The 23,007-nt window shown below is 69.8% G+C and carries 26 protein-coding genes; 18 read left to right on the top strand and 8 right to left on the bottom strand.

Features of this window, described 5'->3' with window-relative positions:
* Positions 1 to 2: 2 nt before the first annotated feature.
* Positions 3 to 1,097 carry a bifunctional nicotinamide-nucleotide adenylyltransferase/Nudix hydroxylase gene (locus tag NHL60_RS09900; RefSeq protein ID WP_253442759.1) on the bottom strand — a complete coding sequence of 365 codons (1,095 nt, stop codon included), beginning with the start codon at positions 1,095 to 1,097 and terminating at the stop codon, positions 3 to 5.
* 141 nt (positions 1,098 to 1,238) lie between these two features.
* Here NHL60_RS09900 and NHL60_RS09895 point away from each other — a divergent pair, with 141 nt between their 5' ends.
* Positions 1,239 to 2,186 carry a YihY/virulence factor BrkB family protein gene (locus tag NHL60_RS09895; protein ID WP_253442757.1) on the top strand — a complete coding sequence of 316 codons (948 nt, stop codon included), beginning with the start codon at positions 1,239 to 1,241 and terminating at the stop codon, positions 2,184 to 2,186.
* Between the two features lie 69 nt (positions 2,187 to 2,255).
* On the opposite strand, the gene NHL60_RS09890 is transcribed toward NHL60_RS09895, so the two are convergent.
* Complete coding sequence (locus NHL60_RS09890) at positions 2,256 to 3,299, bottom strand: Glu/Leu/Phe/Val dehydrogenase (RefSeq protein ID WP_253442755.1); 1,044 nt, start codon at positions 3,297 to 3,299, stop codon at positions 2,256 to 2,258.
* Between the two features lie 154 nt (positions 3,300 to 3,453).
* On the opposite strand from NHL60_RS09890, the gene NHL60_RS09885 reads away from it, so the two are divergent.
* On the top strand, positions 3,454 to 3,726 hold the full coding sequence (locus NHL60_RS09885) for an acylphosphatase (RefSeq protein WP_253442753.1): 273 nt from the start codon (positions 3,454 to 3,456) through the stop codon (positions 3,724 to 3,726).
* Here the strand turns inward: NHL60_RS09885 and NHL60_RS09880 are convergent.
* The 3 genes from NHL60_RS09880 to NHL60_RS09870 are packed head-to-tail and all read right to left on the bottom strand — an operon-like array spanning position 3,723 to position 6,533.
* Entirely contained in the window at positions 3,723 to 4,667 is a 945-nt protein-coding gene (locus NHL60_RS09880; protein ID WP_253442751.1) for a nucleoside hydrolase, read from the bottom strand. The two genes, NHL60_RS09885 and NHL60_RS09880, sit on opposite strands and share 4 nt — an antisense overlap.
* Positions 4,664 to 5,590, bottom strand: a complete 927-nt coding sequence (locus tag NHL60_RS09875) for a ribokinase (protein ID WP_253442750.1) — start codon at positions 5,588 to 5,590, stop codon at positions 4,664 to 4,666. Before NHL60_RS09875 ends, NHL60_RS09880 begins: the two co-directional genes overlap by 4 nt.
* Positions 5,591 to 5,603: 13 nt before the next feature.
* Positions 5,604 to 6,533 (bottom strand): D-2-hydroxyacid dehydrogenase, encoded by a 930-nt coding sequence (locus NHL60_RS09870; RefSeq protein WP_253442748.1) that lies wholly within the window; start codon positions 6,531 to 6,533, stop codon positions 5,604 to 5,606.
* 170 nt (positions 6,534 to 6,703) lie between these two features.
* On the opposite strand from NHL60_RS09870, the gene NHL60_RS09865 reads away from it, so the two are divergent.
* The 13 genes from NHL60_RS09865 to NHL60_RS09805 all read left to right on the top strand — a co-directional run bounded on the left by NHL60_RS09865 (position 6,704) and on the right by NHL60_RS09805 (position 17,533).
* Positions 6,704 to 6,979, top strand: a complete 276-nt coding sequence (locus tag NHL60_RS09865) for a zinc ribbon domain-containing protein (protein WP_253442746.1) — start codon at positions 6,704 to 6,706, stop codon at positions 6,977 to 6,979.
* Between the two features lie 50 nt (positions 6,980 to 7,029).
* Entirely contained in the window at positions 7,030 to 8,808 is a 1,779-nt protein-coding gene (gene aspS, locus NHL60_RS09860; RefSeq protein WP_253442744.1) for an aspartate--tRNA ligase, read from the top strand.
* An 83-nt stretch (positions 8,809 to 8,891) separates the two neighbouring features.
* The gene (gene ruvC / locus NHL60_RS09855; RefSeq protein WP_253442742.1) at positions 8,892 to 9,431 is read left to right on the top strand and encodes a crossover junction endodeoxyribonuclease RuvC; all 540 of its coding nucleotides are present in this window, start codon (positions 8,892 to 8,894) and stop codon (positions 9,429 to 9,431) included.
* 153 nt (positions 9,432 to 9,584) lie between these two features.
* Positions 9,585 to 10,196 (top strand): Holliday junction branch migration protein RuvA, encoded by a 612-nt coding sequence (gene ruvA / locus NHL60_RS09850; RefSeq protein WP_253442741.1) that lies wholly within the window; start codon positions 9,585 to 9,587, stop codon positions 10,194 to 10,196.
* A 4-nt stretch (positions 10,197 to 10,200) separates the two neighbouring features.
* On the top strand, positions 10,201 to 11,238 hold the full coding sequence (gene ruvB / locus NHL60_RS09845; protein WP_253442739.1) for a Holliday junction branch migration DNA helicase RuvB: 1,038 nt from the start codon (positions 10,201 to 10,203) through the stop codon (positions 11,236 to 11,238).
* Positions 11,235 to 11,651, top strand: coding sequence for a tol-pal system-associated acyl-CoA thioesterase (gene ybgC / locus NHL60_RS09840; protein ID WP_301271054.1), 417 nt, complete (start codon positions 11,235 to 11,237; stop codon positions 11,649 to 11,651). Before ruvB ends, ybgC begins: the two co-directional genes overlap by 4 nt.
* Before the next feature lie 23 nt (positions 11,652 to 11,674).
* Positions 11,675 to 12,352: a protein TolQ gene (gene tolQ / locus NHL60_RS09835; protein ID WP_253442737.1), complete on the top strand. Its 678-nt coding sequence runs from the start codon at positions 11,675 to 11,677 to the stop codon at positions 12,350 to 12,352.
* 12 nt (positions 12,353 to 12,364) lie between these two features.
* Positions 12,365 to 12,802 carry a protein TolR gene (gene tolR, locus NHL60_RS09830; protein WP_253442735.1) on the top strand — a complete coding sequence of 146 codons (438 nt, stop codon included), beginning with the start codon at positions 12,365 to 12,367 and terminating at the stop codon, positions 12,800 to 12,802.
* A 9-nt stretch (positions 12,803 to 12,811) separates the two neighbouring features.
* Complete coding sequence (gene tolA, locus NHL60_RS09825; protein WP_253442732.1) at positions 12,812 to 14,056, top strand: cell envelope integrity protein TolA; 1,245 nt, start codon at positions 12,812 to 12,814, stop codon at positions 14,054 to 14,056.
* Positions 14,056 to 15,342: a Tol-Pal system beta propeller repeat protein TolB gene (gene tolB, locus NHL60_RS09820; protein ID WP_253442730.1), complete on the top strand. Its 1,287-nt coding sequence runs from the start codon at positions 14,056 to 14,058 to the stop codon at positions 15,340 to 15,342. Before tolA ends, tolB begins: the two co-directional genes overlap by 1 nt.
* A gap of 44 nt (positions 15,343 to 15,386) precedes the next feature.
* Positions 15,387 to 15,944 carry a peptidoglycan-associated lipoprotein Pal gene (gene pal / locus NHL60_RS09815; RefSeq protein WP_253442728.1) on the top strand — a complete coding sequence of 186 codons (558 nt, stop codon included), beginning with the start codon at positions 15,387 to 15,389 and terminating at the stop codon, positions 15,942 to 15,944.
* A gap of 31 nt (positions 15,945 to 15,975) precedes the next feature.
* Complete coding sequence (gene ybgF / locus NHL60_RS09810; protein ID WP_253442727.1) at positions 15,976 to 16,749, top strand: tol-pal system protein YbgF; 774 nt, start codon at positions 15,976 to 15,978, stop codon at positions 16,747 to 16,749.
* A gap of 16 nt (positions 16,750 to 16,765) precedes the next feature.
* Complete coding sequence (locus NHL60_RS09805) at positions 16,766 to 17,533, top strand: YciK family oxidoreductase (protein WP_253442724.1); 768 nt, start codon at positions 16,766 to 16,768, stop codon at positions 17,531 to 17,533.
* Between the two features lie 55 nt (positions 17,534 to 17,588).
* Here NHL60_RS09805 and NHL60_RS09800 read toward each other — a convergent pair whose 3' ends face one another.
* Together NHL60_RS09800 and ubiG are read right to left on the bottom strand one after the other, a co-directional pair.
* Positions 17,589 to 18,248: an HAD-IA family hydrolase gene (locus NHL60_RS09800; protein WP_253442721.1), complete on the bottom strand. Its 660-nt coding sequence runs from the start codon at positions 18,246 to 18,248 to the stop codon at positions 17,589 to 17,591.
* Entirely contained in the window at positions 18,245 to 18,970 is a 726-nt protein-coding gene (ubiG, locus tag NHL60_RS09795) for a bifunctional 2-polyprenyl-6-hydroxyphenol methylase/3-demethylubiquinol 3-O-methyltransferase UbiG (protein ID WP_253442718.1), read from the bottom strand. Before ubiG ends, NHL60_RS09800 begins: the two co-directional genes overlap by 4 nt.
* Positions 18,971 to 19,135: 165 nt before the next feature.
* On the opposite strand from ubiG, the gene NHL60_RS09790 reads away from it, so the two are divergent.
* Both NHL60_RS09790 and NHL60_RS09785 read left to right on the top strand, forming a co-directional pair.
* The gene (locus NHL60_RS09790) at positions 19,136 to 20,026 is read left to right on the top strand and encodes a UTP--glucose-1-phosphate uridylyltransferase (RefSeq protein ID WP_253442715.1); all 891 of its coding nucleotides are present in this window, start codon (positions 19,136 to 19,138) and stop codon (positions 20,024 to 20,026) included.
* A 4-nt stretch (positions 20,027 to 20,030) separates the two neighbouring features.
* Positions 20,031 to 21,326, top strand: a complete 1,296-nt coding sequence (locus tag NHL60_RS09785; RefSeq protein ID WP_253442712.1) for a nucleotide sugar dehydrogenase — start codon at positions 20,031 to 20,033, stop codon at positions 21,324 to 21,326.
* A 4-nt stretch (positions 21,327 to 21,330) separates the two neighbouring features.
* Here the strand turns inward: NHL60_RS09785 and NHL60_RS09780 are convergent, their stop codons facing one another.
* Positions 21,331 to 21,912 carry a Fe-Mn family superoxide dismutase gene (locus tag NHL60_RS09780; protein ID WP_253442709.1) on the bottom strand — a complete coding sequence of 194 codons (582 nt, stop codon included), beginning with the start codon at positions 21,910 to 21,912 and terminating at the stop codon, positions 21,331 to 21,333.
* A gap of 178 nt (positions 21,913 to 22,090) precedes the next feature.
* Between NHL60_RS09780 and NHL60_RS09775 the strand changes: the two genes are divergently transcribed.
* Entirely contained in the window at positions 22,091 to 22,990 is a 900-nt protein-coding gene (locus NHL60_RS09775; protein WP_253442706.1) for a hypothetical protein, read from the top strand.
* The last annotated feature ends 17 nt before the right edge of the window (positions 22,991 to 23,007 follow it).

Below are 23,007 nucleotides of genomic sequence, written 5' to 3'. Positions count from 1 at the left end.
GCTCACTGCCCGCCGAAGTCGGCGGGCAGTCCCAGGAAGTCTTGAATGATGAAGAAGTGGTCCTCGAAGAGCGCCTCCGGGTCCAGGTCCGCCAAGGCCACCCAGCGAGCGTGGTCGCCGCCCTTGACCGGCTTGAGACGAGGCAGCTGCTGGTCAGGGGTCAGGGCGAAGTAGAAGGCCTCCGCCAGGGTGCGGCCCCGCCAGCTGCGGTGAGGTTCGTCGAAGAGCCGCTGGCCGCGCATGGAGCCCTTGAGCACAGGCTCCGGCACCTTCAGGCGCACCCGTTCGCGCAGCTCCCGCAGGCAGGCGTCCAGCAGGCGCTCATGGGAGTTGATGAAACCGCCCGGCAGCGCCAGCAGCCCCTTGCCCGGTGCCGCCGTGCGGCGCACCAGCAGCACATGCCCTGACTGCACCACCACCGCATTGACCGTCACGAAGATGGGCGGGTAGGGCGCCTGGGCCCAGGCGCTGCGGTACTGGTCCAGCAGCCGCTGCTCCTCGATCAGCTGGCGGTAGTGGTCGCCGGCGCAGAACTCCTGCACCGAGTCCACCACGCCGGGGGGCAGGTCGTGGGCGGCACCGGTGGTCAGGTAGTCCTCGGCGGAGGAGGCGGAGCGGAACAGCCGCTCACGGATCTGGCTCGCCGAGATGCCCTCCACCAGGGGCACGCTCACCGACTCCCACTGGGGAAAGAGTGACAGGTAGTAGCTCGACTGTCCGCGGCTCGCCCCGATCAGACCGATGCGCGGCAGGCGCGCCGTATGGGGGCTGGCGATATCACGCACCTTGCGCTGTACGTCGCGCACCCAGACGTCGTTGTTGTAGAGGGCGTCGAGGAGCGGCACCACGGCGAGCCGGGCGTTCTCGTCGTCGTCGAAGGCGCTGCGCAGCATGGCGCGTCGCTCGTCGAAGCGCCAGGGGTTGCGCAGGGAGCGAGCCTGCCAGGAGGAGCCCACCAGGACAATCACCTGGCGCGCTCGCTTGAGCGCCTCGTGGATCACCGCCAGATGGCCCAGGTGCGGCGGCTGGAAGCGGCCGATGAAGACCAGGCAGTCGAAGTCGTAGCTGTCGTCGTGGGCGTCCGGGCAGGGGCTCATGTAAAGACCGGCAGGTGAGTGGCGGGCCCATTATGGTAAGGCCTGCGGAGGCTTGCAACGCCGCTGGGCGGGGGGGCGACAAGACGCCTCGGGCCCCTTCGGGTATCCTGTGCCAAACACAGGGATGCGGGGGAGTAAGAGATGGGTCTGAAGCAGCTATCACCGGCAGGTATCGTGGCCGCGCTGCGTTTCTGGTGGCATGTTACCCAGGGCGCCATTCGGCTCTGGCTGGAGCGCAACGCCTTCAGCTACGCCGGGTCGCTCGCCTTCTACACGCTCTTCTCCCTGGCGCCCACCATGATCATCGCCGTCACCGTCATTGGCCTGGTGATGGGCGAGGATGCCGCCCAGGGGCAGATCGTCGCCCAGCTTCAGGACACCATGGGGCACGATGCCGCGGCCGCCATCGAGCAGGCCGTGGCCAGCTCGCGCATCGAGGAGTCGGGCCTGTTGCCCACCCTGCTGGGCTTCGGGGCCCTGATGGTGGGTGCCACCACGGTATTTGCCCAGATGCAGTTCTCGCTCAACACCATCTGGGGCGTGACCGCCCGGCCCAGCGCCAACAGCGCCCTGGTCTTCATCAAGAACCGCCTGCTGTCGCTCACCGTGGTGCTCTCTATCGGCTTTATCCTGCTGGTATCGCTGATCTTCGGCGTCATGGTGAGAGCCATGCTGCAGGCCGCCGACGAGCTGGTGCCCTATGTGGGCCTGCTCACCACCACGGCCGAGTTCCTGGTCTCCCTGGCGGTGATCGCCGCGCTCTTCGCCACCATCTTCAAGGTGCTGCCCGACGTGGTGCTGGGCTGGAAAGACGTGCTGGTGGGCGCCGTGGTCACTGCGCTGCTCTTCGCGGTGGGGCGCTCGGCCATCGCCATCTATCTCTCCCACACCGCCACCGCCTCCACTTACGGCGCCGCCGGCTCGGTGGTCATGATCCTACTGTGGGTCTACTACTCGTCCCTCATTCTCCTGTTTGGGGCGGCTTTTACCCGGTGCCACCTGATCGAGCGGGGTCGCCCCCTGGTCCCTCGCAACACCGCGGTGGTGGTGAAGCGTGAGCTGCTGGACAAGCGCGGCGACGTCGCCTGACGCCCCGGGCCGCATCGAGAAGGCCGGCAGCTGCCGGCCTTGCCTTCATCTGGGCGCTGCCCGGTGGCGTCAGCGTCGGCCGAAGCGCTCCCGAGCCATGGCGTCGGCGATGGTCGCCGGGCTGAGCTCTTCCCGGGCGGCGCGCGCGAAGAGCTCGTCCAGGGTGGCCCCGATCCCCTCGATATGGGCCATCACCGCGGCCCGGTCGTAGTCCTCCCGGCGCTGCCAGGCGATCTCGATCACCCCGCCGGCGTTGGCCACATAGTCCGGGGTATAGAGAATCCCCCGCGCCATCAGGCGCTCGGCGACCCCCGGCGCGGCCAGCTGGTTGTTGGCGGCACCGCACACTACCTTCGCCTTCAGGCGGTCCACGACGCTCTCGGTCAGCGCCGCGCCCAGGGCGCAGGGAGCGAAGAGATCCACGTCGGCGTCGAAGATCGCTTCTGGGGCCACCGCCTCGGCGCCGAGCTCCTCGGCCAGGTGGGCAAGCGCCTCCCGGTTGACGTCGGTGAGCACCAGCCGGGCGCCCGCCGCGTGGAGGTGGCGGGCCAGGTGGGCGCCGACATGGCCGACGCCCTGGATGGCGCCCCTGAGCCCGTCCAGGTCGCGACGACCGAGGCCGTGGCGCACCGCGCTCTTCAGGGCGCAGAACACGCCCCAGGCGGTAAAGGGAGAAGGGTCGCCGGACTCCCCCGAGGCCCGGCGCAGCCCGCCCACATGGGCGGTCTCCGCGGCGATCACCTGCATGTCCGCCTCGCTGGAGCCGGAGTCCTCGGCGGTGATGTAGCGTCCGCCCAGGGATTCCACCAGACGACCCATGGCGTGCAGCAGGGCCGGGGTCTTGTCGGTGCGCGGGTCGGCGATGATCACCGCCTTGCCGCCCCCCAGGGGGAGGCCGGCCATGGCCGACTTGTAGCTCATGCCTCGGGAGAGCCGCAGCACATCGGTGAGGGCCTCCTCCTCGCTGGCATAGGGGTAGACGCGCAGTCCGCCGAGGGCGGGGCCCAGGGTGGTGTCGTGAATGGCGATAATGGCCTTGAGGCCGCTTTCGGCATCGCAGCCGAAGAGCACCTGCCGGTGGTGGTCGAACTCGGGGTGGGCGAAGAGTGGCATGGCGTAGACTCCCTCGTGAGGATTGTTGTTGGCATGGTTATTGGCATTGCCGTTGTCGACTGCCCGGTAGGGCAGCAGAGCGTCGTCAGGGCTTGTGGCCCGCCGTCGCTATGGAGAAGATTAGCGGAAAACGCGATTCGAAAGGAGGTGTGAGATGGAACAGTGCTGCGTGAAGGCCCTAGTGACCGGCAAGGTGCAGGGAGTCTGGTACCGGCGCGCCACCCAGGAGAAGGCGTTGCAGCATGGCGTTACCGGCCATGCCCGGAACCTGGCCGACGGGCGCGTCGAGGTGCTGCTGTGCGGCGGCCCCGACGCGGTGAAGGCGGTCAGCGAGTGGCTCTGGAGGGGGCCCGAGAAGGCCAGGGTGACCCATGTGGAGCTGGAGGTGATCGAGACCCACATCCCCGACGACTTCCGCACCGGCTAGCCGAGCACCTCGGCGATCCAGTCGCTCACCGCTTCGCCGTTGGCATCCAGGCAGGCCTCCGCCAGCGGCGTGTGCGACCAGCGCTCCTGGGCGTAGGCGCGCCCCTCGGGGGCGAAGAGGGTCTGCCCCTCGGCCACGCCCTCGGTCACCACGTTCAGGTGTCCCCGGGCGGTGGTGAAGAGATCGGGCCTGAGCAGCCAGGCCAGGGCGCAGCTGTCGTGGGGGCAGCAGCCGTCGATGCCCAGAAACGTCTGGTAGAAGTCCCGGTAGAAGGCGTAGCTGCCGGCCAGTACCCGCCCGAGCTCGCCCTGGCCGGTCTCGATGCGGGCCATATGAGCCGGTGTGAGCACGCAGCGGTGGGTGGCGTCGAGCCCGACCAGGGTCAGCGGCCAGCCGGCGGTCAGCACTCGGCTCGCCGCCTGGGGGTCGTTGAACATGTTGGCCTCGGCCACCGGGGTGACGTTGCCCCCTTCGCGGATCGAGCCCCCCATCACCACCACCCGCTTTACCCGCTCGACGATGCCGGGGTCGAGCTGCAGGGCGCCGGCCAGGTTGCCCAGGGGGCCGACGGCCACCAGGGTCACCTCCCCGGGGCGAGCGTTCACCGTCTCGACGATAAACTGCGCCGCGCAGCGCGGATCGGGGCGGCCGGTAACGGCGGGCAGCGGGATATCCCCCAGGCCGTTGCCTCCGTGGATATGGGCCGGCGGGGGGAGGCGTGTCTTCGCGAGCGGGGCGGCGGCGCCCTGGGCCACCGGCACGTCGTCGCGCCCGGCCAGCTGGGCCAGCAGCAGGGCGTTGCGGGTGGCCACCTCCACGTCGACGTTGCCGAAGGTGGTGGTGAGGCCTAGCAGTTCGAGCTCGGGGTGGCGCAGGGCGATGGCGATGGCCTGGGCGTCGTCCACGCCCGGGTCGGTATCGAAGATGATGGGATGGGTCATGGGGACTCCTTGCCGAGGAAGTCTGCCACCTCGTCGGCGGTGGGAATGCCGGCGGCGGCGCCGGGGCGCTGCACGGCCAGGGCGGCGGCGACGGTGGCCTGCGCCAGGCAGTCCGGCACCGTTGCCCCTCGCTGCAGCGCCGCCAGGTAGTAGCCGATAAAGGTGTCGCCGGCCCCGGTGGTGTCCATGGCGGATACCTTGAGGGCCGGCTGGTGGCGGCGCTCGCCACCGGCCTGATACCAGGCGCCCTCGGCGCCCAGGGTCAGTACCAGCTCGCAGTCGGGCAGGCGGGTGGCCAGGGCGTCGAGGAGGGCGTCCGAGGGGGAGTCGACCGGGAGGCCGGCGAGCCCGGCGGCCTCGGTGCGGTTGACGAAGAGCAGGCGACAGGCCGAGAGCGGCAGCTCCCCCACGGCGTCCGTCATGGGGGCGGGGTTGAAGGCGACGCGGATCCGTCGCTCGGCGGCCAGGGCCAAAAGCGCCGCCAGGCCGTTGCACTCGTTCTGCAGCAGCAGCCAGTCGCCGGGGGCGGCGGTGTCGACCAGAGCCTCGAGGGTGGCGCCATCGAAGCCGTGGTTGGCGCCGGGGTAGAGGATGATGGCGTTCTCGCCGGCATCGTCCACCTGGATGATGGCGTGGCCGCTGGGGGCATCCACCAGGCTGACATGGCTGACGTCCACGCCGGCGTCCGCCAGGGTGTCCCGGGCCCAGGCGTCCCGGCGACCCAGCCGCCCCCAGTGGCAGACCCGCCCGCCCGCCCGGGCCAGGGCCAGGGACTGATTGGCCCCCTTGCCGCCGAGCCCCACCGCATAGGCGTGGCTGGCCAGGGTCTCGCCGGGGGTGACCAGGTGGGGCACCCGGTAGACGTGGTCGAGGTTGATGGAGCCCAGGTTGTGGAGCATCGGCATGGGAGTCGCAGCGGCCATGGGGCCTCCTCGGTCAGGCTTGCCAGTCGCGCAGGTTGTCCGCGGTTAGCGCCACGACCTTCTGGCGCGCCTCCGGGGTGATCCAGGCGTTATGGGGGGTGACGATCAGGTTCAGCGGCTCGCCCAGGGCGTCGATCAGCGGGTGCCCCTCCCGGGGCGGCTCCACCGGCAGGACATCGACGCCGAGGCCGCCCAGGCGCCCTTCGCGAAGCGCCTCGAGGGCCGCCAGCTCGTCGATGATGCCGCCTCGGGCGCAGTTGACCAGCAGCGCCTCGGGCTTGAGCATCGCCAGCAGCCGGGCGTCGACCAGATGGCGGGTCGCCTCGCTGAGCGGGCAGTGCAGGCTGATGATATCGGCCTCGGGGGCGAGGGCGGAGAGGGAGGGGCGGCTATCATCCGCCTTGCCGGGGCGAGCGGCGAAGGTCACCTGCATGCCGAAGGCCTCGGCTAGCCGGGCCACCTGGCTGCCCAGCACCCCCTGGCCGACGATCACCAGCCGCTTGCCCTCCAGCTGCAGGGTGCCATGCCCCATCAGGCAGAAGAAGGCGCTCTGCCCCCAGCGCCCCTCGGCCACATCGCGCTGGTAGAGGGGCAGGCGGTTGGCCAGGGCAAGCATCAGCATCAGGGTGTGCTGGGCCACGCTGGCGGTGCCGTAGGCGGTGACGTTCTTCACCGCGATGCCCAGCCGCTCGGCGGCGGCCATGTCGATATTGTTGGTGCCGGTGGCCAGCACGCAGATCAGCTTCAGGTCGGGGAGGGCCTCCAGGGTCGGCGCATCGAGGACCACCTTGTTGACGATGGCCACCCCGGCGCCGACCAGCCGCTCCCGGGCCTCGTCGGTGCTGCTCTGGGCATGGACCTCCAGGGATGCCACCTGCTGGCGGATCGGGGCGAGATCGATATCGGGGCCGAGGCTGGCGGCATCGAGAAGCACGGCTTTCATGGCAATTCCTCAAGAAAGAAGGGCGCCTTGCCCGCAACCGGTAGGGGCACGCTATAATGTCGGGCTTTGGCAGGCTTGGATTCGTCGTGGGCCGGCCACATATTCGTGTCTGCCGGCTATGGCCGGCACTTGTCTGATACGGGTAATGTCATCTGCGGAGTGATCAAACCATGCCCATCTACGAATACGAGTGCAAGGCCTGCGGCCACCGCCTGGAGAAGCTCCAGAAGATCAGCGCCGCCCCGCTGACCGACTGCCCCAGCTGCGCGGCCCCCGAGCTCGCCCGGCTGGTCTCCGCGGCCGGTTTCCGTCTCGCCGGCAGCGGCTGGTACGAGACCGACTTCAAGGCCGGCGGCAAGAAGAACCTGGCCGGCGACGCGGCCCCCGCCGGCAGCGGCGCTGCCGCGTCCGGCGCTCCCAAGAAGAAGGAGGGTGCGGCGGCCTGAGGGCCGCCCAGCCTCTGAATTCCCTCATTTGCTACAGAACAGGATACGACATGCGCAGCCATTATTGCGGCCAGCTCAACGAGACCCTGGTGGATCAGACGGTCACCCTGTGCGGCTGGGTACATCGCCGCCGTGACCACGGGGGCGTGATCTTCCTCGACATGCGCGATCGCGACGGCATCGCCCAGGTCGTGGTGGACCCCGATACCGCCGAGGCCTTCGCCACTGCCGACCGCGCTCGCAGCGAGTACGTGCTGCGCATCCAGGGCCGCGTGCGGCTGCGCCCGGAGGGGACCCAGAACCCCAACATGCCCACCGGCATGATAGAGGTGCTGGCCAAGGAGGTGGAGGTGCTCAACACCGCCGCCACGCCCCCCTTCCAGCTCGACGAGCATGGCAAGGTGGGCGAGGAGGTGCGTCTCAAGCACCGCTACATCGACCTGCGTCGACCGGAGATGATCGAGAAGCTGCGCCTGCGCTCGCGGATCTCCCACAGCGTGCGCGCCTTCCTCGAAGGCCAGGGCTTCCTCGACATCGAGACCCCGGTGCTGACCCGCGCCACCCCCGAAGGGGCCCGTGACTACCTGGTGCCGAGTCGCACCCACGCCGGCAGCTTCTTCGCGCTGCCCCAGTCGCCGCAGCTCTTCAAGCAGCTGCTGATGGTGGCCGGCTTCGACCGCTACTACCAGATCGCCAAGTGCTTCCGCGACGAGGACCTGCGCGCCGACCGCCAGCCGGAGTTCACCCAGATCGACCTCGAGGCCTCCTTCGTCTCCGAGGACGACATCATGGGGATCACCGAGGCGATGATCCGTCAGCTGTTCCAGGAGGTGCTCCAGGTCGAGCTGCCCGAGTTCCCGCGCATGACCTGGGCCGAGGCGATGAACCGTTTCGGCTCCGACAAGCCGGACCTGCGCATCCCGCTGGAGCTCACCGACGTCGACGACCTGATGCAGCAGGTGGACTTCAAGGTCTTCTCCGGCCCGGCCAGCGCCGAGGATGGCCGCGTGGCGGCGCTGCGCGTGCCGGGTGGGGCCAAGCTCTCCCGCAAGGAGATCGACGAATACACCAAGTTCGTCGGCATCTACGGCGCCAAGGGGCTGGCCTGGATCAAGGTCAACGAGCGCGCCAAGGGCATCGAGGGCCTGCAGTCCCCCATCGTCAAGTTCATGGAGAACGTGGTCGAGGAGCTCCTCGAGCGGGTGGGCGCCGAGGATGGCGACATCATCTTCTTCGGTGCCGACAAGGCGCGCATCGTCAACGAGGCGATCGGCGCGCTGCGCGTCAGGCTGGGCGAGGACCTCGATCTCTACACCCAGGCCTGGGCGCCGCTCTGGGTGGTGGACTTCCCGATGTTCGAGGCCGACGACGACGGTCGCCTGAGCCCGCTGCACCACCCCTTCACCTCGCCCTCCTGCAGCCCCGAGGCGCTCAAGGCCAACCCGGCCGAGGCGCTCTCCCGGGCCTATGACATGGTGCTCAACGGTACCGAGCTGGGCGGCGGCTCCATCCGTATCCACGACCGCACCATGCAGAGCACCGTCTTCGAGATCCTCGGCATCGGCGAGGAGGAGGCCCGCGAGAAGTTCGGCTTCCTGCTCGACGCCCTGCAGTATGGCGCGCCGCCCCACGGCGGCCTGGCCTTCGGCCTCGACCGCCTGGTGATGCTGATGGCCGGTGCCCGCACCATCCGCGAGGTGATCGCCTTCCCGAAGACCCAGAGCGCCGGCTGCCTGATGACCGACGCCCCGGGCGAGGTGAGCACCGACCAGCTGCGCGAGCTCAACATTCGCCTGCGCCAGAAGGCCAAGCCGGAAGGCGAGGCGTAAGCCCTCCGCCCTCCCGCATCCCACCGGCGCCCTTGGGCGCCGGTGTCGTATAATGGCGACCCATCGGGCCCAAGGAGGCCGTCATGCTGATTCTCGGCATCGACCCCGGATCAAGGATCACCGGCTACGGGGTGCTGGATGTGACCGAGGCCAGGCCCCGCTATGTGGCCAGCGGCTGCATTCGCATCCGAGCCGCGGAGCTCGCCCAGAAGCTGGCCCAGGTCTATGCGGGGGTGAGCGAGCTGATCGCCGTGCACGCGCCGGCGGAGTTCGCCATCGAGCAGGTGTTCATGTCGAAGAACGCCGACTCGGCGCTCAAGCTCGGCCAGGCCCGGGGCACCGCCATCGTCTGCGCCGCCAACCACGGCCTGCCGGTGAGCGAGTATGGGCCCCGTCAGATCAAGCAGGCGGTGACCGGTACCGGCAGCGCCGACAAGGCTCAGGTGCAGCATATGGTGACGGCGATCCTCGGCCTCTCCGGCACGCCCCAGGCCGATGCCGCCGACGCCCTGGCCATCGCCCTGACCCACGCCTACGCCCGGCGCGGCCTGCTCCAGAGCGGCAGCTACGGCGGCCACCGCCTGGCGCGCCGGGGCGGCGCCTGGCGCGACTTTCGGCCCTGATGGCGTCGCCGCCTGGCGACGAATCGCGAGTTCTCGAACGGCGTTCTGCCAAGGCTGGTCAGCTGCACGGACGACCAGTATAGTGGCTCTCGTGAGTGGCCACTTCGACGGCCCTGCGGCCCCCTTTCCTGCAGTGAAGGATACGGACTTTCCATGATCGGACGCCTGCGCGGCACCCTGCTCGAGAAGCAGCCTCCCTGGCTGGTGGTGGATGTGGCCGGGGTGGGCTACGAGCTCGAGGCCTCCATGACCACCCTGGTGGCCCTGCCGGCCCCCGGCGAGTCGGTCTCCCTGCACACCCACCTGATCGTGCGCGATGACGCCCACCTGCTCTACGGCTTCGCCCGGGAGCAGGAGCGGGCACTGTTCCGAGCGCTGATCCGGGTCAACGGCGTGGGCCCTAAGCTCGCCCTGGGCATCCTCTCCGGCATGGACGAGGCCGCCTTCCGGCGCTGCGTGCTCGACGACGACGTCAAGTCGCTGACCCGCCTGCCCGGGGTCGGCAAGAAGACCGCCGAGCGGCTGATCATCGAGATGCGCGACCGCTTCCCCCACTGGGAGCCCGGTGACGACGCCCTCGCGGATCTGGCCGGCGGCGCCCGGTCCGCCGATGCGCGCCACGACCCCCTGGCTGACGCCGAGGCGGCCCTGGTCAGCCTGGGCTACAAGCCCGCCGAGGCGGCGAAGATGCTGGTGGGCCTGGAGGGCGAGGGCAGCACCGAGGCGATCATCAAGGCGGCGCTGAGTCGCCGCATGGCGGGGTAGGGCGATGATCGAGAACGACCGCCTGATCAGCGCCGATACCCGCCCGGGCGAGGAGCCCGTGGATCGCGCCATCCGGCCGAAGCGGCTGGTCGACTACATCGGCCAGCCCCGGGTCCGCGAGCAGCTGGAGATCTTCATCGGCGCCGCCCGCGGCCGCGACGAGAGCCTAGACCACACCCTGGTGTTCGGCCCGCCGGGGCTGGGCAAGACGACCCTGGCCAACATTATCGCGGCGGAGATGGGGGTGGGGCTCAAGTCCACCTCCGGCCCAGTGCTGGAGCGGGCCGGCGACCTGGCCGCCATGCTGACCAACCTCGAGGCCGGCGATGTGCTCTTCATCGACGAGATCCATCGTCTCTCGCCGGTGGTGGAGGAGATCCTCTATCCCGCCATGGAGGACTTCCAGCTCGATATCGTGATCGGCGAGGGGCCGGCGGCGCGCTCCATCAAGCTCGACCTGCCGCCCTTCACCCTGGTGGGGGCCACGACCCGGGCGGGGCTCTTGACCTCGCCGCTGCGCGACCGCTTCGGCATCGTCCAACGCCTGGAGTTCTATGCCATCGAGGAGCTCACCGAGATCGTTGCCCGCTCCGCGCGGCTGATGGGGGTCGAGGCCGATCGTGATGGGGCCCTGGAGGTGGCGCGCCGCTCCCGGGGCACTCCGCGCATCGCCAACCGCCTGCTGCGGCGCGTGCGCGACTTCGCCGAGGTGCGCGGCACCGGGCGAATCGACGCTGCCATCGCCGACCGGGCCCTGGACATGCTCCACGTCGACCACCACGGTCTGGACCACATGGACCGACGCCTGCTGCTGGCGATGATCGAGAAGTTCGACGGTGGCCCGGTGGGGGTGGATTCCCTGGCCGCCGCCATCGGCGAGGAGCGCGACACCATCGAGGACGTCATCGAGCCCTACCTGATCCAGCAGGGGCTGATGATGCGCACCGCCCGCGGGCGGGTGGTAACGCGCCAGGCCTGGCTGCACTTCGGCCTGGCGCCCGCCGAGAACGCCGCCGATGCGGCGGGGGAGAGCCGACCATGAGCGCCTTCCGGCTGCCGGTGCGGGTCTATATCGAGGACACCGATGCCGGCGGCATCGTCTACTACGTCAACTACCTCAAGTACATGGAGCGGGCACGCAGCGAATGGCTGCGCGCACACGGGATTACCCAGCGCGAGCTCTTCGCGGCCGGCATCCAGCTGGTGGTGCACAAGCTGGAATGCCGCTATGCCAAGCCCGCCCGGCTGGACGACGCGCTCGAAGTGAGCGCCGAAATCCGGTCCCATGGCCGCGTCCGGCTGCAGTTTGTCCAGGTCGTGAGCCGTCGCGGGGAACCCTTGTGCGAGGCGCGGGTCGACATCGCCTGCATCGATGCGACGCGCCTCAAGCCCGTGCCCTGGCCGCCGGCCCTTGCCGCGGTCCTGGCCCAACCCTCTGCCCAACCGCAAGACTGACGAGGATGCCCGTGAACGACTCCATGTCCATACCCCACCTGATCATGAGCGCCAGTACCGTGGTGCAGCTGGTCATGCTGCTGCTCACGGTGGGCTCGATCCTCTCTTGGGTCGTGATCTTCCAGCGCACCTTTGTGATGCGCCGTGCCAGGCAGGCCCACCAGGCCTTCGAGGAGCGCTTCTGGTCCGGCGTCGACCTCAACGAGCTCTACCGGGAGACCCCGGCGGAGCAGGAGACCCAGGGCGCCGAGCATGTCTTCCGCTCAGGCTTCCGCGAATTCAACCGCCTGCTGCCCAAGACCAGGAGCCCCCAGGCGATTCTGGACGGCGTGCAGCGCAGCATGCGGGTGGCCTGGTCGCGAGAGGAGGAGCGTCTCAGTCTGCATCTGGTGTTCCTGGCCACCGTGGCCTCGGCCAGCCCCTATATCGGCCTGTTCGGCACCGTCTGGGGTATCATGGGCTCCTTCCAGGCGCTCTCCATGACCCAGCAGGCGACGCTCGCTACCGTGGCCCCCTGGATCGCCGAGGCGCTGATCGCCACCGCCATGGGGCTCTTCGCCGCCATCCCGGCGGTGATCTTCTACAACCGCCTGTCCTCCGAGTCCGCGCGGCTGCTGGGCAAGTACGAGGACTTCGCCGAGGAGTTCCACTCCATCCTGCACCGCAACCTGCAGGGCCGGGCCGAATCCGGCGCCGCCTGAGGGAGTCTGGCCATGCATGGACCTTTCAATCGCAGCGGGCGCAAGCCCATGGGCGAGATCAACGTCGTGCCCTTCATCGACGTCATGCTGGTGCTGCTGGTGATCTTCATGATCACCGCCCCCATGATGACCCAGGGCGTGCAGGTCGACCTGCCCCAGGTGACCTCCGAGCCCATCGAGAGCGCCGATGAGAGCGACCCCATCATCGTCTCGGTGGATCGCGACGGCGGCTACTACCTCTCCATCGGTGGCGAGGAGAGCGCCGTGGATCTCGATGAGCTGGCCGACCGGGTGATCATCCTGCTCGAGCGCCGCCCCGGCACGCCGGTGATGGTGCGCGGGGATCGCAGCGTCTCCTACGGCCAGGTGGTCACCCTGATGAGCACCCTGCAGGTGGCCGGCGTGACCAATGTCGGGCTGATCTCCGAACCGCCCTCCGGGGAAGGCTGAGGAGTCGTGATGGCCAGAGATGACCAGCGGGTAGGGTATGGCCTGCCGACGGTCCTGGCGGTGGCGCTGCACCTGGTGGTGGTGCTGTTCAGCGTGATCAGCCTGCCCAGCCGCGAGCCGGAACCGACCTCATCCTCCATCGTTCAGGCGACTCTGGTGAGCACCGAGACGGTGACCGACCAGGCGCAGCGCGCCGAGGCGGCGCGCTCGCGTGCCCTGGCGCGGGAAGCGGAGGAGCAGCGTCAGGCCGAGGAGGCCGCACGCGAGGCAGAGGAGGCGGCGGCGGCCGTCGAGGCCGCGCGACAGGCGGAGCAGGAGGCCGATACCCGGGCTCAAGAGGAGGCCCGGCGTGCCGCTGAGGCGGCCGAGGCCGAAGCGGCCAGGCGCGCCGAGGAGGCCGAGCGCCAGGCTCGCCAGCGCGAGGAGCAGGAGCAGGCCCGCCAGGCGGAAGCGGAGGCCGAACGCCAGCGCCAGGCCGAAGCGGAGGCCGAACGTCAGCGCCAGGCCGAAGCGGAAGCCGAACGTCAGCGTCAGGCCGAAGCGGAGGCGGAACGTCAGCGACAGGCCGAAGCGGAAGCCGAACGTCAGCGTCAGGCCGAGGAGGAGGCCCGCCGCCAGCGCGAAGCGGAGGAGCAGCGCCGCCGCGAGGAGGAGGCCGAACGCCAGCGTCAGGCCGAAGCGGAAGCCGAGCGCCAGCGCCAGGCCGAGGAGGAGGCCCGCCGCCAGCGCGAAGCGGAGGAGCAGCGCCGCCGCGAGGAGGAGGCCGAACGCCAGCGTCAGGCCGAGGAGGAGGCCAGTCGCCAGCGCGAAGCGGAGGAGCAGCGTCGCCGGGAGCAGGAAGCCGCCCGGCAGCGGGAGGCCGAGGAGGCCGCTCGCCGCGCCGCCGAGGCGGCCAGCCAGGGGCTGGATCGCGCCATCGAGGGAGAGAGCGACGCCGTTGCCAATGCGCGACAGGGGCAGGAGGCCGCCAACAGCTTCATCAACCTGGTGCGCCGGGCGGTGGAGCAGGCCTGGGTGATCCCCCCCAACGTACCGGGCGGTGCCAGCGCAGAGGTGGCGGTGCGCCTGGGGCCCTCCGGCGAGCTCTTTACCGCCTCGATTACCCGCGGCAGCGGCGACGGCGCCTTCGATCGCTCGGCGATCCAGGCGGTGGAGCAGGCGGCACCCTTCGCCGAACTGCGACAGTTGCCAGCCAACCTGCAACGGGACTACCGTCAATTCAATCTGCGTTTCACACCGGGAGACGTACGCTGATGAAAGCCCTGATGACATCCTGGCTTGCCGCCGTGCTGCTGCTCGCCAGCAGCCTGGCCCAGGCCAACCTGACCATCGAGATCACCCGCGGCAGCGACCGCGCGACGCCCATCGCGGTGGTGCCCTTCGCCGGCGGCGATGACTTCCCCGAGGATGTCGCCCAGGTGATCCATGACAACCTGGAGCGCAGCGGCTATTTTGCGCCGCTACCGCGGCGCCAGATGCTCGACCGCCCCAGCGACAGCAGCGAGGTCCGCTACGGCAGCTGGCGGGGCCTGGACGTGCGCTATCTGGTGGTGGGTAGCGCCAGCCGAGAGGGCGACGGTTTTCGCCTGCGCTACGAGCTGATGGACGTCAGCGGCGAGCGGCGCATGCTGGGCGAGCTGGTCACCGCTGATCGGGGCGAGCTGCGCGGCGCTGCCCACTACATCAGCGACCAGATCTTCGAGGCGATCACCGGCATCCGCGGCGCCTTCCAGACCCGCATCGCCTATGTCACGGCCCAGGGCCTGGGCGACAACATGCAGTTCACTCTCTATGTCGCCGACGCCGACGGCCGTAACAGCCAGCAGGTGCTGAGTTCGCCGGAACCGATCCTCTCACCGGCCTGGTCGCCGGACGGTCGCCGGCTGGCCTATGTCTCCTTCGAGACCGAGCGTCCGGCCATCTATATCCAGGATCTCGCCTCAGGCCAGCGGGTGCGCGCCACCTCCTTCGAGGGGATCAACGGCGCGCCGGCCTGGTCGCCGGACGGCCGTCGGCTTGCCATGTCGCTCTCCAAGGAGGGGCGGCCGGAGATCTACGTGATGGATATCGCTAGCCGAGACTTCCAGCGCATCACCAACAGCTCGAGCATCGATACCGAGCCCGCCTGGGCGCCGGACGGCCGCAGCCTGCTCTTCACCTCGGATCGCAGCGGCGGGCCGCAGCTCTACCGCCACGACTTCTCCAGCGGCGAGCAGAAACGGCTCACCTTCACCGGCAACTACAACGCCCGCGGGCGCTTCTCGCCGGATGGCGAAGCGATCTTCCTGATTCACCGTTCCAGCAACGGTTTCCAGGTGGCGCGACAGGATCTCGACAGCGGGAGACTGGTGGTGCTCAGCGACTCGCGTTTCGATGAATCTCCCAGTGTTGCCCCCAACGGGACCATGGTAATCTTCGCCACCCAGCAGGGAAACAGCGGGGTGCTGGGGGCAGTCACCGCCGATGGACGCGCGTCCTTCCGACTGCCCTCCGCGTCGGGGGACGTGCGTGAACCCGCATGGTCGCCCTTTCTCAACTGACCACAGTGATGTTGGTGCTCTTCGATTCAGCAAGGAGTAACACGATGCAACCCAAGCGCGGTCTCAAGCCCTATGCCAGGACCCTGGCGGTCGCTCTTTCCCTGGCCTTCGTGGCAGGTTGTTCCAGCAGTGGCGGGACCCAGGACGGCTCCATGGACGGCACCCGCGGCGGCGGCGCCGGCGGCGGCGTGGCCGGTAGCGGCGTCTCTGGCAGCCAGGTAGGCGGAACCGGTATCGGCACCGGGGGTGCAGGTCAGCAGGCCGACGGCCGCATCCCGCAGCAGCGCACCATCTACTTCGAGTTCGACAGCGACCGTATCCGCAGTGAGTTCGAATCCGTGCTGGCGTCCCACGCCCGCTACCTGCGCGAGAATGGCGGTGCCCGTGTCGTCCTTCAGGGCCACACCGACGAGCGCGGCACTCGCGAATACAACATGGCTCTCGGCGAGCGTCGTGCCCGCTCCGTGGAGCGCTTCCTCTCCGTGCAGGGCGTCTCCCCCTCCCAGATGGAAGTGGTGAGCTATGGCGAGGAGCGTCCGGCCGCCCGCGGCCAGAACGAGGAAGCCCACGCCCAGAACCGTCGGGTCGTCTTCGCCTACTGAGTGGTCGGCACCCGCGTCGATGGAGACACGCATGAAACACGGTCTGAAAGGACTGTGCGGCGCGGGAGCCCTGGTGCTCCCGCTGTCCGTATGGGCCCCCGCAATGGCGCAGCCGGTGGTGGAGGATCTCACCGCCCAGCCGCGCACCTTCTATGAGCAGACGGAGACCCGCGAGGCGGCGGGTGGCAGCCTGGTGATCTTCAACCAGGTCCAGCAGCACGAAGAGGAGATTCGTCAGCTGCGTGGCCAGGTCGAGGAGCTCCGGCACCAGCTCGAGCAGCTGCGCCGCCAGACCCGGGACCAGTACATGGATCTCGAGGACCGGCTCGCCTCGGCGCCCGCCGGCGTCGGCGTGGATGCGCCGGCCCAGGTCAACGAGCAGGCCGCTCGCCAGGTGGCTCAGGCGCCGTCGCCCAGCGGAGCCGGTGCCAATGCACAGCAGGCCTACCAGCAAGCCTTTGCACGGGTTCAGTCTCGCGAATTCAGCGAGGCGATAAGTGCCTTCGAGCGCTTCGTGGTCGACTACCCTGACACCACCCTGACTGCCAATGCCCACTACTGGCTCGGTGAGCTGCACGCCGCCGAGGGCAGTCTCGACGACGCCGAGCGCGAATTCCGCATCGTGCTTGACGACTTCCCCCAGAGCAACAAAGTGCCCGACTCCCTCTACAAGCTGGGGCTGCTCAAGGCGCGCCAGGGCGAGCCCGAGGCCAGTCGCGAGCTGCTCGAGCGCGTGCGCGATGACTACCCGGAGAGCACTGCCGCGGGACTGGCCAACGACTTCCTCCGTCAGTCCGGCAACTGATCACCAAGGAGACCCCATGACGAGCTGCAAGATCGACTATCAGGCCCCTGGCGACCTGCTCAAGGGGCGCATCATCCTGGTCACCGGGGCGGGGGACGGGATCGGCCGTGCTGCGGCGCTGAGCTTCGCCCGGCACGGGGCCACGGTGATACTGCTGGGACGCACCATCGCCAAGCTCGAGAAGGTCTATGACGAGATCGAAGCCGCCGGTGGCCCCCAGCCGGCGATCTTCCCGCTCAACTTCGAGGGGGCCGTGCTCAAGGACTACCACGACATGGCTGAGACCCTGAACAAGGAGTTCGGGCGCCTCGACGGCATCCTGCACAACGCCGGCCTGCTCGGGCGCATCACCCCCTTCGAGCAGTACAACCCGGAGCTGTGGGACCAGGTGATGCAGGTCAATATCAACGGGCCGATCTGGATGACCCAGGCGCTGCTGCCGCTGCTCAAGAGCGCAGAGGATGCCTCGGTGGTCTTCACCTCGTCCGGCGTGGGGCGCAAGGGGCGGGCCTACTGGGGGGCCTACGCCGTCTCCAAGTTCGCCACCGAGGGCTTCGTGGAGGTGCTGGCCGACGAGCTGGAGCACCTGGGGAACGTCCGCGTCAACAGCTTGAACCCGGGGGCGACGCGCACCCAGATGCGCAAGCAGGCCTACCCCGGCGAGCTGGCCGAGAGCCTGCGTACCCCGGAGGAGATCATGCCCACCTACCTGTGGCTGATGGGGCCCGAAAGCCGCGGCCACAACGGCGAGCAGTTCGACGCCCAGCCGCCGAAGCAGGAGTGATCGGCGCAGCCGCTATGCACCGCCGGGGGCAGGCTGGGCCCCCGGCAGAGCTTGCCTATTGGCTATCAAGCAGCGTCGCCACCAGCGCTGCGCCGCTCTCGAACCAGAGATCGGCGGGCCAGGCGCGATAGTCGTCGCCCTCCTCCACATAGCCCCAGCCCACCGCCACCGCCGGCATGCCGGCGGCGCGGGCCGCCTGGATGTCCCGCAGGTGATCGCCCAGGTACCAGCAGGCGGGCGGATCGACGCCGAGGCGCCGGGCGGCCTCCAGCAGCGGGGCGGGGTCGGGCTTCTTCACCGGCAGGTCGTCGGCGCAGAGCAGCGCCCCTGGGGTCAGCCCCAGGGCGGCCACCAGCGGCTCGGCATAGGCCCGCGGCTTGTTGGTGACGATGCCCCAGGGGCGACCGGCGGTTTCCCAGCCGGCCAGCAGTGGCACCAGCTCCGGAAAGACCCGGCTCTCCTCGGCCACCGCTTCACCGTAGGCGGCGAGCAGGAACTCCCGCGCCGCGTCGTGGCCCGCCGCCTCCTTCGCCAGGCCCAGCGCCAGGGTGACCAGGGCACTGCCGCCGTTGGAGACCTGGGCGCGGATCACCGGATAGGGCAGCGGCGCCAGCCCGTGGTGGGCGCGCAGGGCGTTGGTGGCCCGAACCAGGTCCGGCGCGGTATCCACCAGGGTGCCGTCGAGATCGAAGAGCAGGGCCCGGGGCTGGCTCACGGCGCCTCCCGGCGGCAGTGCATCAGGTAGTTCACCGAGACATCCGTGGGGTGCAGTCGGTAGCGGCGGGTCAGGGGGTTATACACCAGGCCGCTCTGCTCCTGGACCTCCAGGTCGGCGCCGCGGCACCAGCCGGCGAGCTCCGCGGGGCGGATGAACTTGGCGTAGTCGTGGGTGCCCCGGGGCAGCAGGCGCAGCACATACTCGGCCCCGAGGATCGCCAGGGCGTAGGCCTTGGGATTGCGATTGAGCGTCGAGAAGAAGAGCTGACCGCCGGGCTTGGCCAGGGCCGCGCAGGCGCGCACCACCGAGGCGGGGTCGGGCACGTGTTCCAGCATCTCCATGCAGGTCACCACATCGAACTCGCCCGGCATCTCCTCGGCCAGCGTCTCCACGCTGACGCAGCGATAGTCGACCGCCACGCCGCTCTCCTCGGCGTGGAGCCGCGCCACCGCCAGCGGCGCCTCGCCCAGGTCGATGCCGGTCACCTTGGCGCCGCGGTGGGCCATGGCCTCGGCGAGGATGCCGCCGCCGCAGCCCACGTCCACGACCCGCTTGCCGGCAAGGCCGGCACGGGCATCGATGAAGTCCAGGCGCAGCGGGTTGATCTCGTGGAGCGGCTTGAACTCGCTCTCGGGATCCCACCAGCGGCTGGCCAGGGCCTCGAACTTGGCGATCTCGCCGGGATCCACGTTGCCCGCCTGAGGTTGCGTTGCGCCCATCTGAGTCTCCGTTCTGGCAAGAGGGGTGGACGCGGCAGGCTCTGCCGGATGGCAGGCCGCGGCGCGTCCGGTATCATGACGCCTATTCTACCCGTTCCCGGGGCGGCATTCCCATGATCTGCCTCGGGTCGACGACATCGAGACACCCCTGACAAGGACTGCACCATGATCAAGAAGGCCGTGCTTCCCGTCGCCGGCTTCGGCACCCGCTGCCTGCCGGCCTCCAAGGCGATTCCCAAGGAGATGATCACCATCGTGGATCGACCCGTGATCCAGTACGTGGTGGAGGAGGCGGTGGCCGCCGGCATCCGCGATATCGTGCTGGTCACCCACGGCAGCAAGGCCGCCATCGAGAACCACTTCGACAAGCACTTCGAGCTGGAGGCGAGCCTTGCGGCCAAGGGCAAGCGGGAGCTGCTCGAGGAACTGCGCAGCATCGTGCCGGACGACGTCAATATCATCAGCGTCCGCCAGCCCGAGCCCCTGGGGCTTGGCCATGCGGTGCTCTGCGCCCGGCCCGTGATCGGCGACGACGCCCCCTTTGCGGTGCTGCTGCCCGACGTGCTGGTGGATGGCGAAGGCCTCGGGCGCAACGACCTGGCCTGCATGCTCGACGCCTTCGAGGCCCGCGGTCGCGCCCAGCTGATGGTGGAGGAGGTGCCTCGGGAGCTCACCTACAAGTACGGCATCGTCGACACCGGCGGGGAGATTCCCGCCCCGGGTGAGTCGCGCCCCCTGGCCGGGGTGGTGGAGAAGCCGGCGGTGGAGGCGGCACCCTCCAACCTGGCGGTAATTGGCCGCTATGCGCTGCCCGGCAGCATCTTCGCCCTGCTGGCCGACACCCGGCCCGGCGCCGGCGGCGAGATCCAGCTCACCGACGCCATCGATATCCTGCGCAGCCGCGAGGGCGTCGAGGCCTTCCGCATGCGCGGCAAGACCTATGACTGCGGCCACCAGCTGGGTTACCTGGAGGCGACCCTGGCCTACGGGCGCCGCCATCCGCGCTTCGGGGAGGGCTTCCGGGAGCTGCTGACCCGCTACGCCGGCGAGGCCTGATCTCATGCGCATACTGATTCACGGCAGCGAACTGGCGGCCGCCACGGCGGCGGCGGCCCTCGCCTCGGTGGGCCACCGGGTCACCTGGTTGCCCCACGCCGAGACCCCCTGGACGGCCCTTCAGGAGGCCGGCTGGCTGAAGCGCGAGCCCCGGCTGCTGGCCCAGCTCGAGGAGAGCCGGGAGGCCGGCAGCCTGCAGCTGGTCGGTGACCTGGCGGGCTGCCCCCTGGCCGAGCAGGAGGTGGTCTGGCTGGCGGTCTCGCCCGGCCAGCGCGGCGACCTGGCCGGGCTGCTCGGGGAGCTGGCCGATCGCCACCCCGGTGGCCTGGTGCTGGTCAACAACTCCACCTTCCCGGTGGGCGAGACCGAGCGGCTGGAGACGCAGCTCGAGGCGCGGGGCCGGGCGGTGGCGCTGCCGGACCTCCTCGAGGAGGGGCGCGCCTGGGACACCTTCACCCGCCCCTCACGCTGGCTGCTGGGCTGCGATGAGCCGGATGCCGAGGCCCGGGTCCGCGAGCTGCTGCGCGCCTTCAATCGTCGCAGCGAGGTGGTCCAGTCCATGCCGCGGCGGGCCGCCGAGCTGACCAAGCTGGCCATCAACGGCATGCTGGCCACCCGGATCAGCTACATGAACGAGATGGCCGGCCTGGCCGACAGCCTCGGCGTCGACGTGGAGCATGTGCGACAGGGCATGGGGGCCGACTCCCGTATCGGCTACGAATATCTCTATCCCGGCTGCGGCTTCGGCGGTCCCAACTTCTCCCGGGACCTGATGCGCCTGGCCGACGTGCAGTCCGCCAGCGGGCGGCGCTCGGCGCTGCTCGAACAGGTGCTCGACATCAACGAGCAGAAGAAGGAGACCCTGTTCCGCAAGCTCTGGGCGCACTTCCACGGCCGCCTGGAGGAGCGCACCGTGGCGATCTGGGGCGCCGCCTTCAAGCCGGGCACGGCGCGGATCGACCAGGCGCCGGTGCTGCGCCTGCTGCGCGCGCTCTGGGCCCAGGGCGTCAGCGTGCGGCTGCACGACCCGGCGGCGACCCCGGCGCTGCGGGCGGAGGTCGGCGAGCACCCCCTGCTTGCGCTGTTCGACGGCGACCCGCTGGAGGCCACCGAGGGCGCCTGCGCCCTGATGCTGGTCACCGAGTGGAAGAGCTACTGGAACCCGGACTGGGAGCGCCTGGCCGGACAGCTCTCGGGGCGGCTGCTGCTGGACGGGCGCAATATCTACGATCCGGCCTGGGTCGCGGCCCGAGGGCTCCACTACCGGGGCATCGGCCGGCGCGCCGATCCCGCCGGCTGAGTCGTCACGCCTCGAAGTTCTGGGCGACGAACGCCCAGTTCACCAGCGCCCAGATCGCCTCGAGGTAGGCCGGCCGGGCGTTCAGGTAGTCGAGGTAGTAGGCGTGCTCCCAGACGTCCACGGCCAGCAGCGGCGTCTGGCCGTGGGCGATGGGCGTGTCGGCATTGCGGGTACCGAGGAGCTCGACGTCACCCTCAGCGGTGCGTACCAGCCAGGTCCAGCCGGAGCCAAAGTGGGCCGCCGCCGCCGCGCCAAAGGCTTCCTTGAACCCCTCGAAGGAGCCGAAGCGCGCGGCGATGGCTTCCGCCAGCGCCCCCGCCGGCTCACCGCCGCCCTGGGGCGAGAGACAGTGCCAGAAGAAGGTGTGGTTCCACACCTCGGCCGCCTGGTCGAAGAGCTCCCCGCTGGCGGTGGCGATGATCTCCTCCAGGGAGCGGTCGGCCTGCTCGGTGCCCGCGACCAGTGCATTGAGTCGGGCGACATGGGCCCGATGATGCCTGCCGTAGTGGTAGTCCAGGGTCCTCGCGGAGATATGCGGCTCCAGGGCCTGCCTGTCATAGGGCAGGGCGGGCAGTTCGAACACCATGGTGTCTCTCCTCGGTGGTTGCCGGGCGTCCGGGCAGTGCCCAGTGCGACGCGGGGTGGAAAAACCGTACACTAACGGACACCCTGTACAGGGTGGGCGGGATCATAGCACCCGCCAGGATGAGGATGAATCGGCCCCCCTGTCCTCCGGGAGCCACTGCCACCACAAGGAGTGCACCATGGCAGAGCGCCATGACGAACGACGGCATGCCGGCCCCATCGTGCCCGATCCGACCGCCAGTCTGGCGGCGCACCGCCTGCGCCAGCCGCCGCCGCCGCGGCTCTGGCCGCTCTGGCTGCTGCTGCTCGTGCTGCTGGGCGCCCTGGGTGGCGCCGGCTATCTGGCCTGGGAGGAGCGCGAGCGGCTGAGCCGGGAGGTGGAGCGGCTGCAGGGCGAGCTCTCCAACGTCCACGCGCGCTTCGATACGGCCCTGGGCGAAGGCGAGAGCCTCGAGGCGATGGAAGCGAGGCTGGTCGCCCTGGAGCGCCGGGACGAGGCCCATGACGGCCTGCTGGCGGTGCTGGAGGAGGACCTGGGCGAGCGCGACGAGCGCCTCGCCGCCCTGCAGGAGCGAGTGATGCGGATCGGCGAGTCGGCAGCCACCCGTGAGGCGATGCTGGCCGCCACCCAGCTCTCCCTCGACGCCCTGGAGCGCAGCGGCGCCGAGGGGCGCGCGGCCCTGGCCAGCGCTATCGAAGGCGTGGAAGCCTCCGTTGACGGCCGGGAGGAGGTGCACCGGCGCCACGCGGAGCGCCTCGATACGCTGGAGGCGGGGCTCGCCGCCCTGACGGAGGAGAGCGTGGCGAACGACGCCCTGGAGGCCCTGGCCGCGGAGCAGGAAGCGCTGGCCCAGCGCCTCCGGCGCGTCGAGGAGCAGGGCCCGGCGAGCATCGCCCACCTGGAGGAGCGTCTTGCCGCGTTGGGGGGCGAACTTGAAGCCCTGGCGGAGGCAAGGGATGATGAAGCCCAGGAGGATGATGCCCTGGTGGCCCGCTTCGCCGCGCTGGAGGGAGAGATCGGCGAACTGCGCCGCACTCAGCTTGCTCTCAGCGCTCGACTCGAGGCGCTGCGTCCATGACGCGGGGCCGGCACATC

It is taken from the genome of Halomonas sp. Y3, assembly GCF_024137965.1.
In the GTDB taxonomy this organism is placed as follows: Bacteria; Pseudomonadota; Gammaproteobacteria; order Pseudomonadales; family Halomonadaceae; genus Halomonas; species Halomonas mongoliensis.
Note: the sequence above shows the minus strand (reverse complement) of the source record. Positions and strands in the feature narration are given on the sequence as shown.

Excerpts from the sequence above, each read along its gene's own strand:
- tolB (WP_253442730.1), top strand. The coding sequence starts at position 14,056 with ATGAAAGCCCTGATGACATCCTGGCTTGCCGCCGTGCTGCTGCTCGCC.
- tolR (WP_253442735.1), top strand. The coding sequence starts at position 12,365 with ATGCATGGACCTTTCAATCGCAGCGGGCGCAAGCCCATGGGCGAGATC.
- NHL60_RS09790 (WP_253442715.1), top strand. The coding sequence starts at position 19,136 with ATGATCAAGAAGGCCGTGCTTCCCGTCGCCGGCTTCGGCACCCGCTGC.
- pal (WP_253442728.1), top strand. The coding sequence starts at position 15,387 with ATGCAACCCAAGCGCGGTCTCAAGCCCTATGCCAGGACCCTGGCGGTC.
- ruvC (WP_253442742.1), top strand. The coding sequence starts at position 8,892 with ATGCTGATTCTCGGCATCGACCCCGGATCAAGGATCACCGGCTACGGG.
- NHL60_RS09875 (WP_253442750.1), bottom strand. The coding sequence starts at position 5,590 with ATGGCCGCTGCGACTCCCATGCCGATGCTCCACAACCTGGGCTCCATC.
- ybgF (WP_253442727.1), top strand. The coding sequence starts at position 15,976 with ATGAAACACGGTCTGAAAGGACTGTGCGGCGCGGGAGCCCTGGTGCTC.
- NHL60_RS09870 (WP_253442748.1), bottom strand. The coding sequence starts at position 6,533 with ATGAAAGCCGTGCTTCTCGATGCCGCCAGCCTCGGCCCCGATATCGAT.
- NHL60_RS09880 (WP_253442751.1), bottom strand. The coding sequence starts at position 4,667 with ATGACCCATCCCATCATCTTCGATACCGACCCGGGCGTGGACGACGCC.
- NHL60_RS09865 (WP_253442746.1), top strand. The coding sequence starts at position 6,704 with ATGCCCATCTACGAATACGAGTGCAAGGCCTGCGGCCACCGCCTGGAG.
- NHL60_RS09885 (WP_253442753.1), top strand. The coding sequence starts at position 3,454 with ATGGAACAGTGCTGCGTGAAGGCCCTAGTGACCGGCAAGGTGCAGGGA.
- NHL60_RS09895 (WP_253442757.1), top strand. The coding sequence starts at position 1,239 with ATGGGTCTGAAGCAGCTATCACCGGCAGGTATCGTGGCCGCGCTGCGT.
- NHL60_RS09775 (WP_253442706.1), top strand. The coding sequence starts at position 22,091 with ATGGCAGAGCGCCATGACGAACGACGGCATGCCGGCCCCATCGTGCCC.
- NHL60_RS09900 (WP_253442759.1), bottom strand. The coding sequence starts at position 1,097 with ATGAGCCCCTGCCCGGACGCCCACGACGACAGCTACGACTTCGACTGC.
- ubiG (WP_253442718.1), bottom strand. The coding sequence starts at position 18,970 with ATGGGCGCAACGCAACCTCAGGCGGGCAACGTGGATCCCGGCGAGATC.
- NHL60_RS09805 (WP_253442724.1), top strand. The coding sequence starts at position 16,766 with ATGACGAGCTGCAAGATCGACTATCAGGCCCCTGGCGACCTGCTCAAG.
- ruvB (WP_253442739.1), top strand. The coding sequence starts at position 10,201 with ATGATCGAGAACGACCGCCTGATCAGCGCCGATACCCGCCCGGGCGAG.
- tolQ (WP_253442737.1), top strand. The coding sequence starts at position 11,675 with ATGTCCATACCCCACCTGATCATGAGCGCCAGTACCGTGGTGCAGCTG.
- NHL60_RS09785 (WP_253442712.1), top strand. The coding sequence starts at position 20,031 with ATGCGCATACTGATTCACGGCAGCGAACTGGCGGCCGCCACGGCGGCG.
- ybgC (WP_301271054.1), top strand. The coding sequence starts at position 11,235 with ATGAGCGCCTTCCGGCTGCCGGTGCGGGTCTATATCGAGGACACCGAT.
- NHL60_RS09780 (WP_253442709.1), bottom strand. The coding sequence starts at position 21,912 with ATGGTGTTCGAACTGCCCGCCCTGCCCTATGACAGGCAGGCCCTGGAG.
- ruvA (WP_253442741.1), top strand. The coding sequence starts at position 9,585 with ATGATCGGACGCCTGCGCGGCACCCTGCTCGAGAAGCAGCCTCCCTGG.
- aspS (WP_253442744.1), top strand. The coding sequence starts at position 7,030 with ATGCGCAGCCATTATTGCGGCCAGCTCAACGAGACCCTGGTGGATCAG.
- tolA (WP_253442732.1), top strand. The coding sequence starts at position 12,812 with ATGGCCAGAGATGACCAGCGGGTAGGGTATGGCCTGCCGACGGTCCTG.
- NHL60_RS09890 (WP_253442755.1), bottom strand. The coding sequence starts at position 3,299 with ATGCCACTCTTCGCCCACCCCGAGTTCGACCACCACCGGCAGGTGCTC.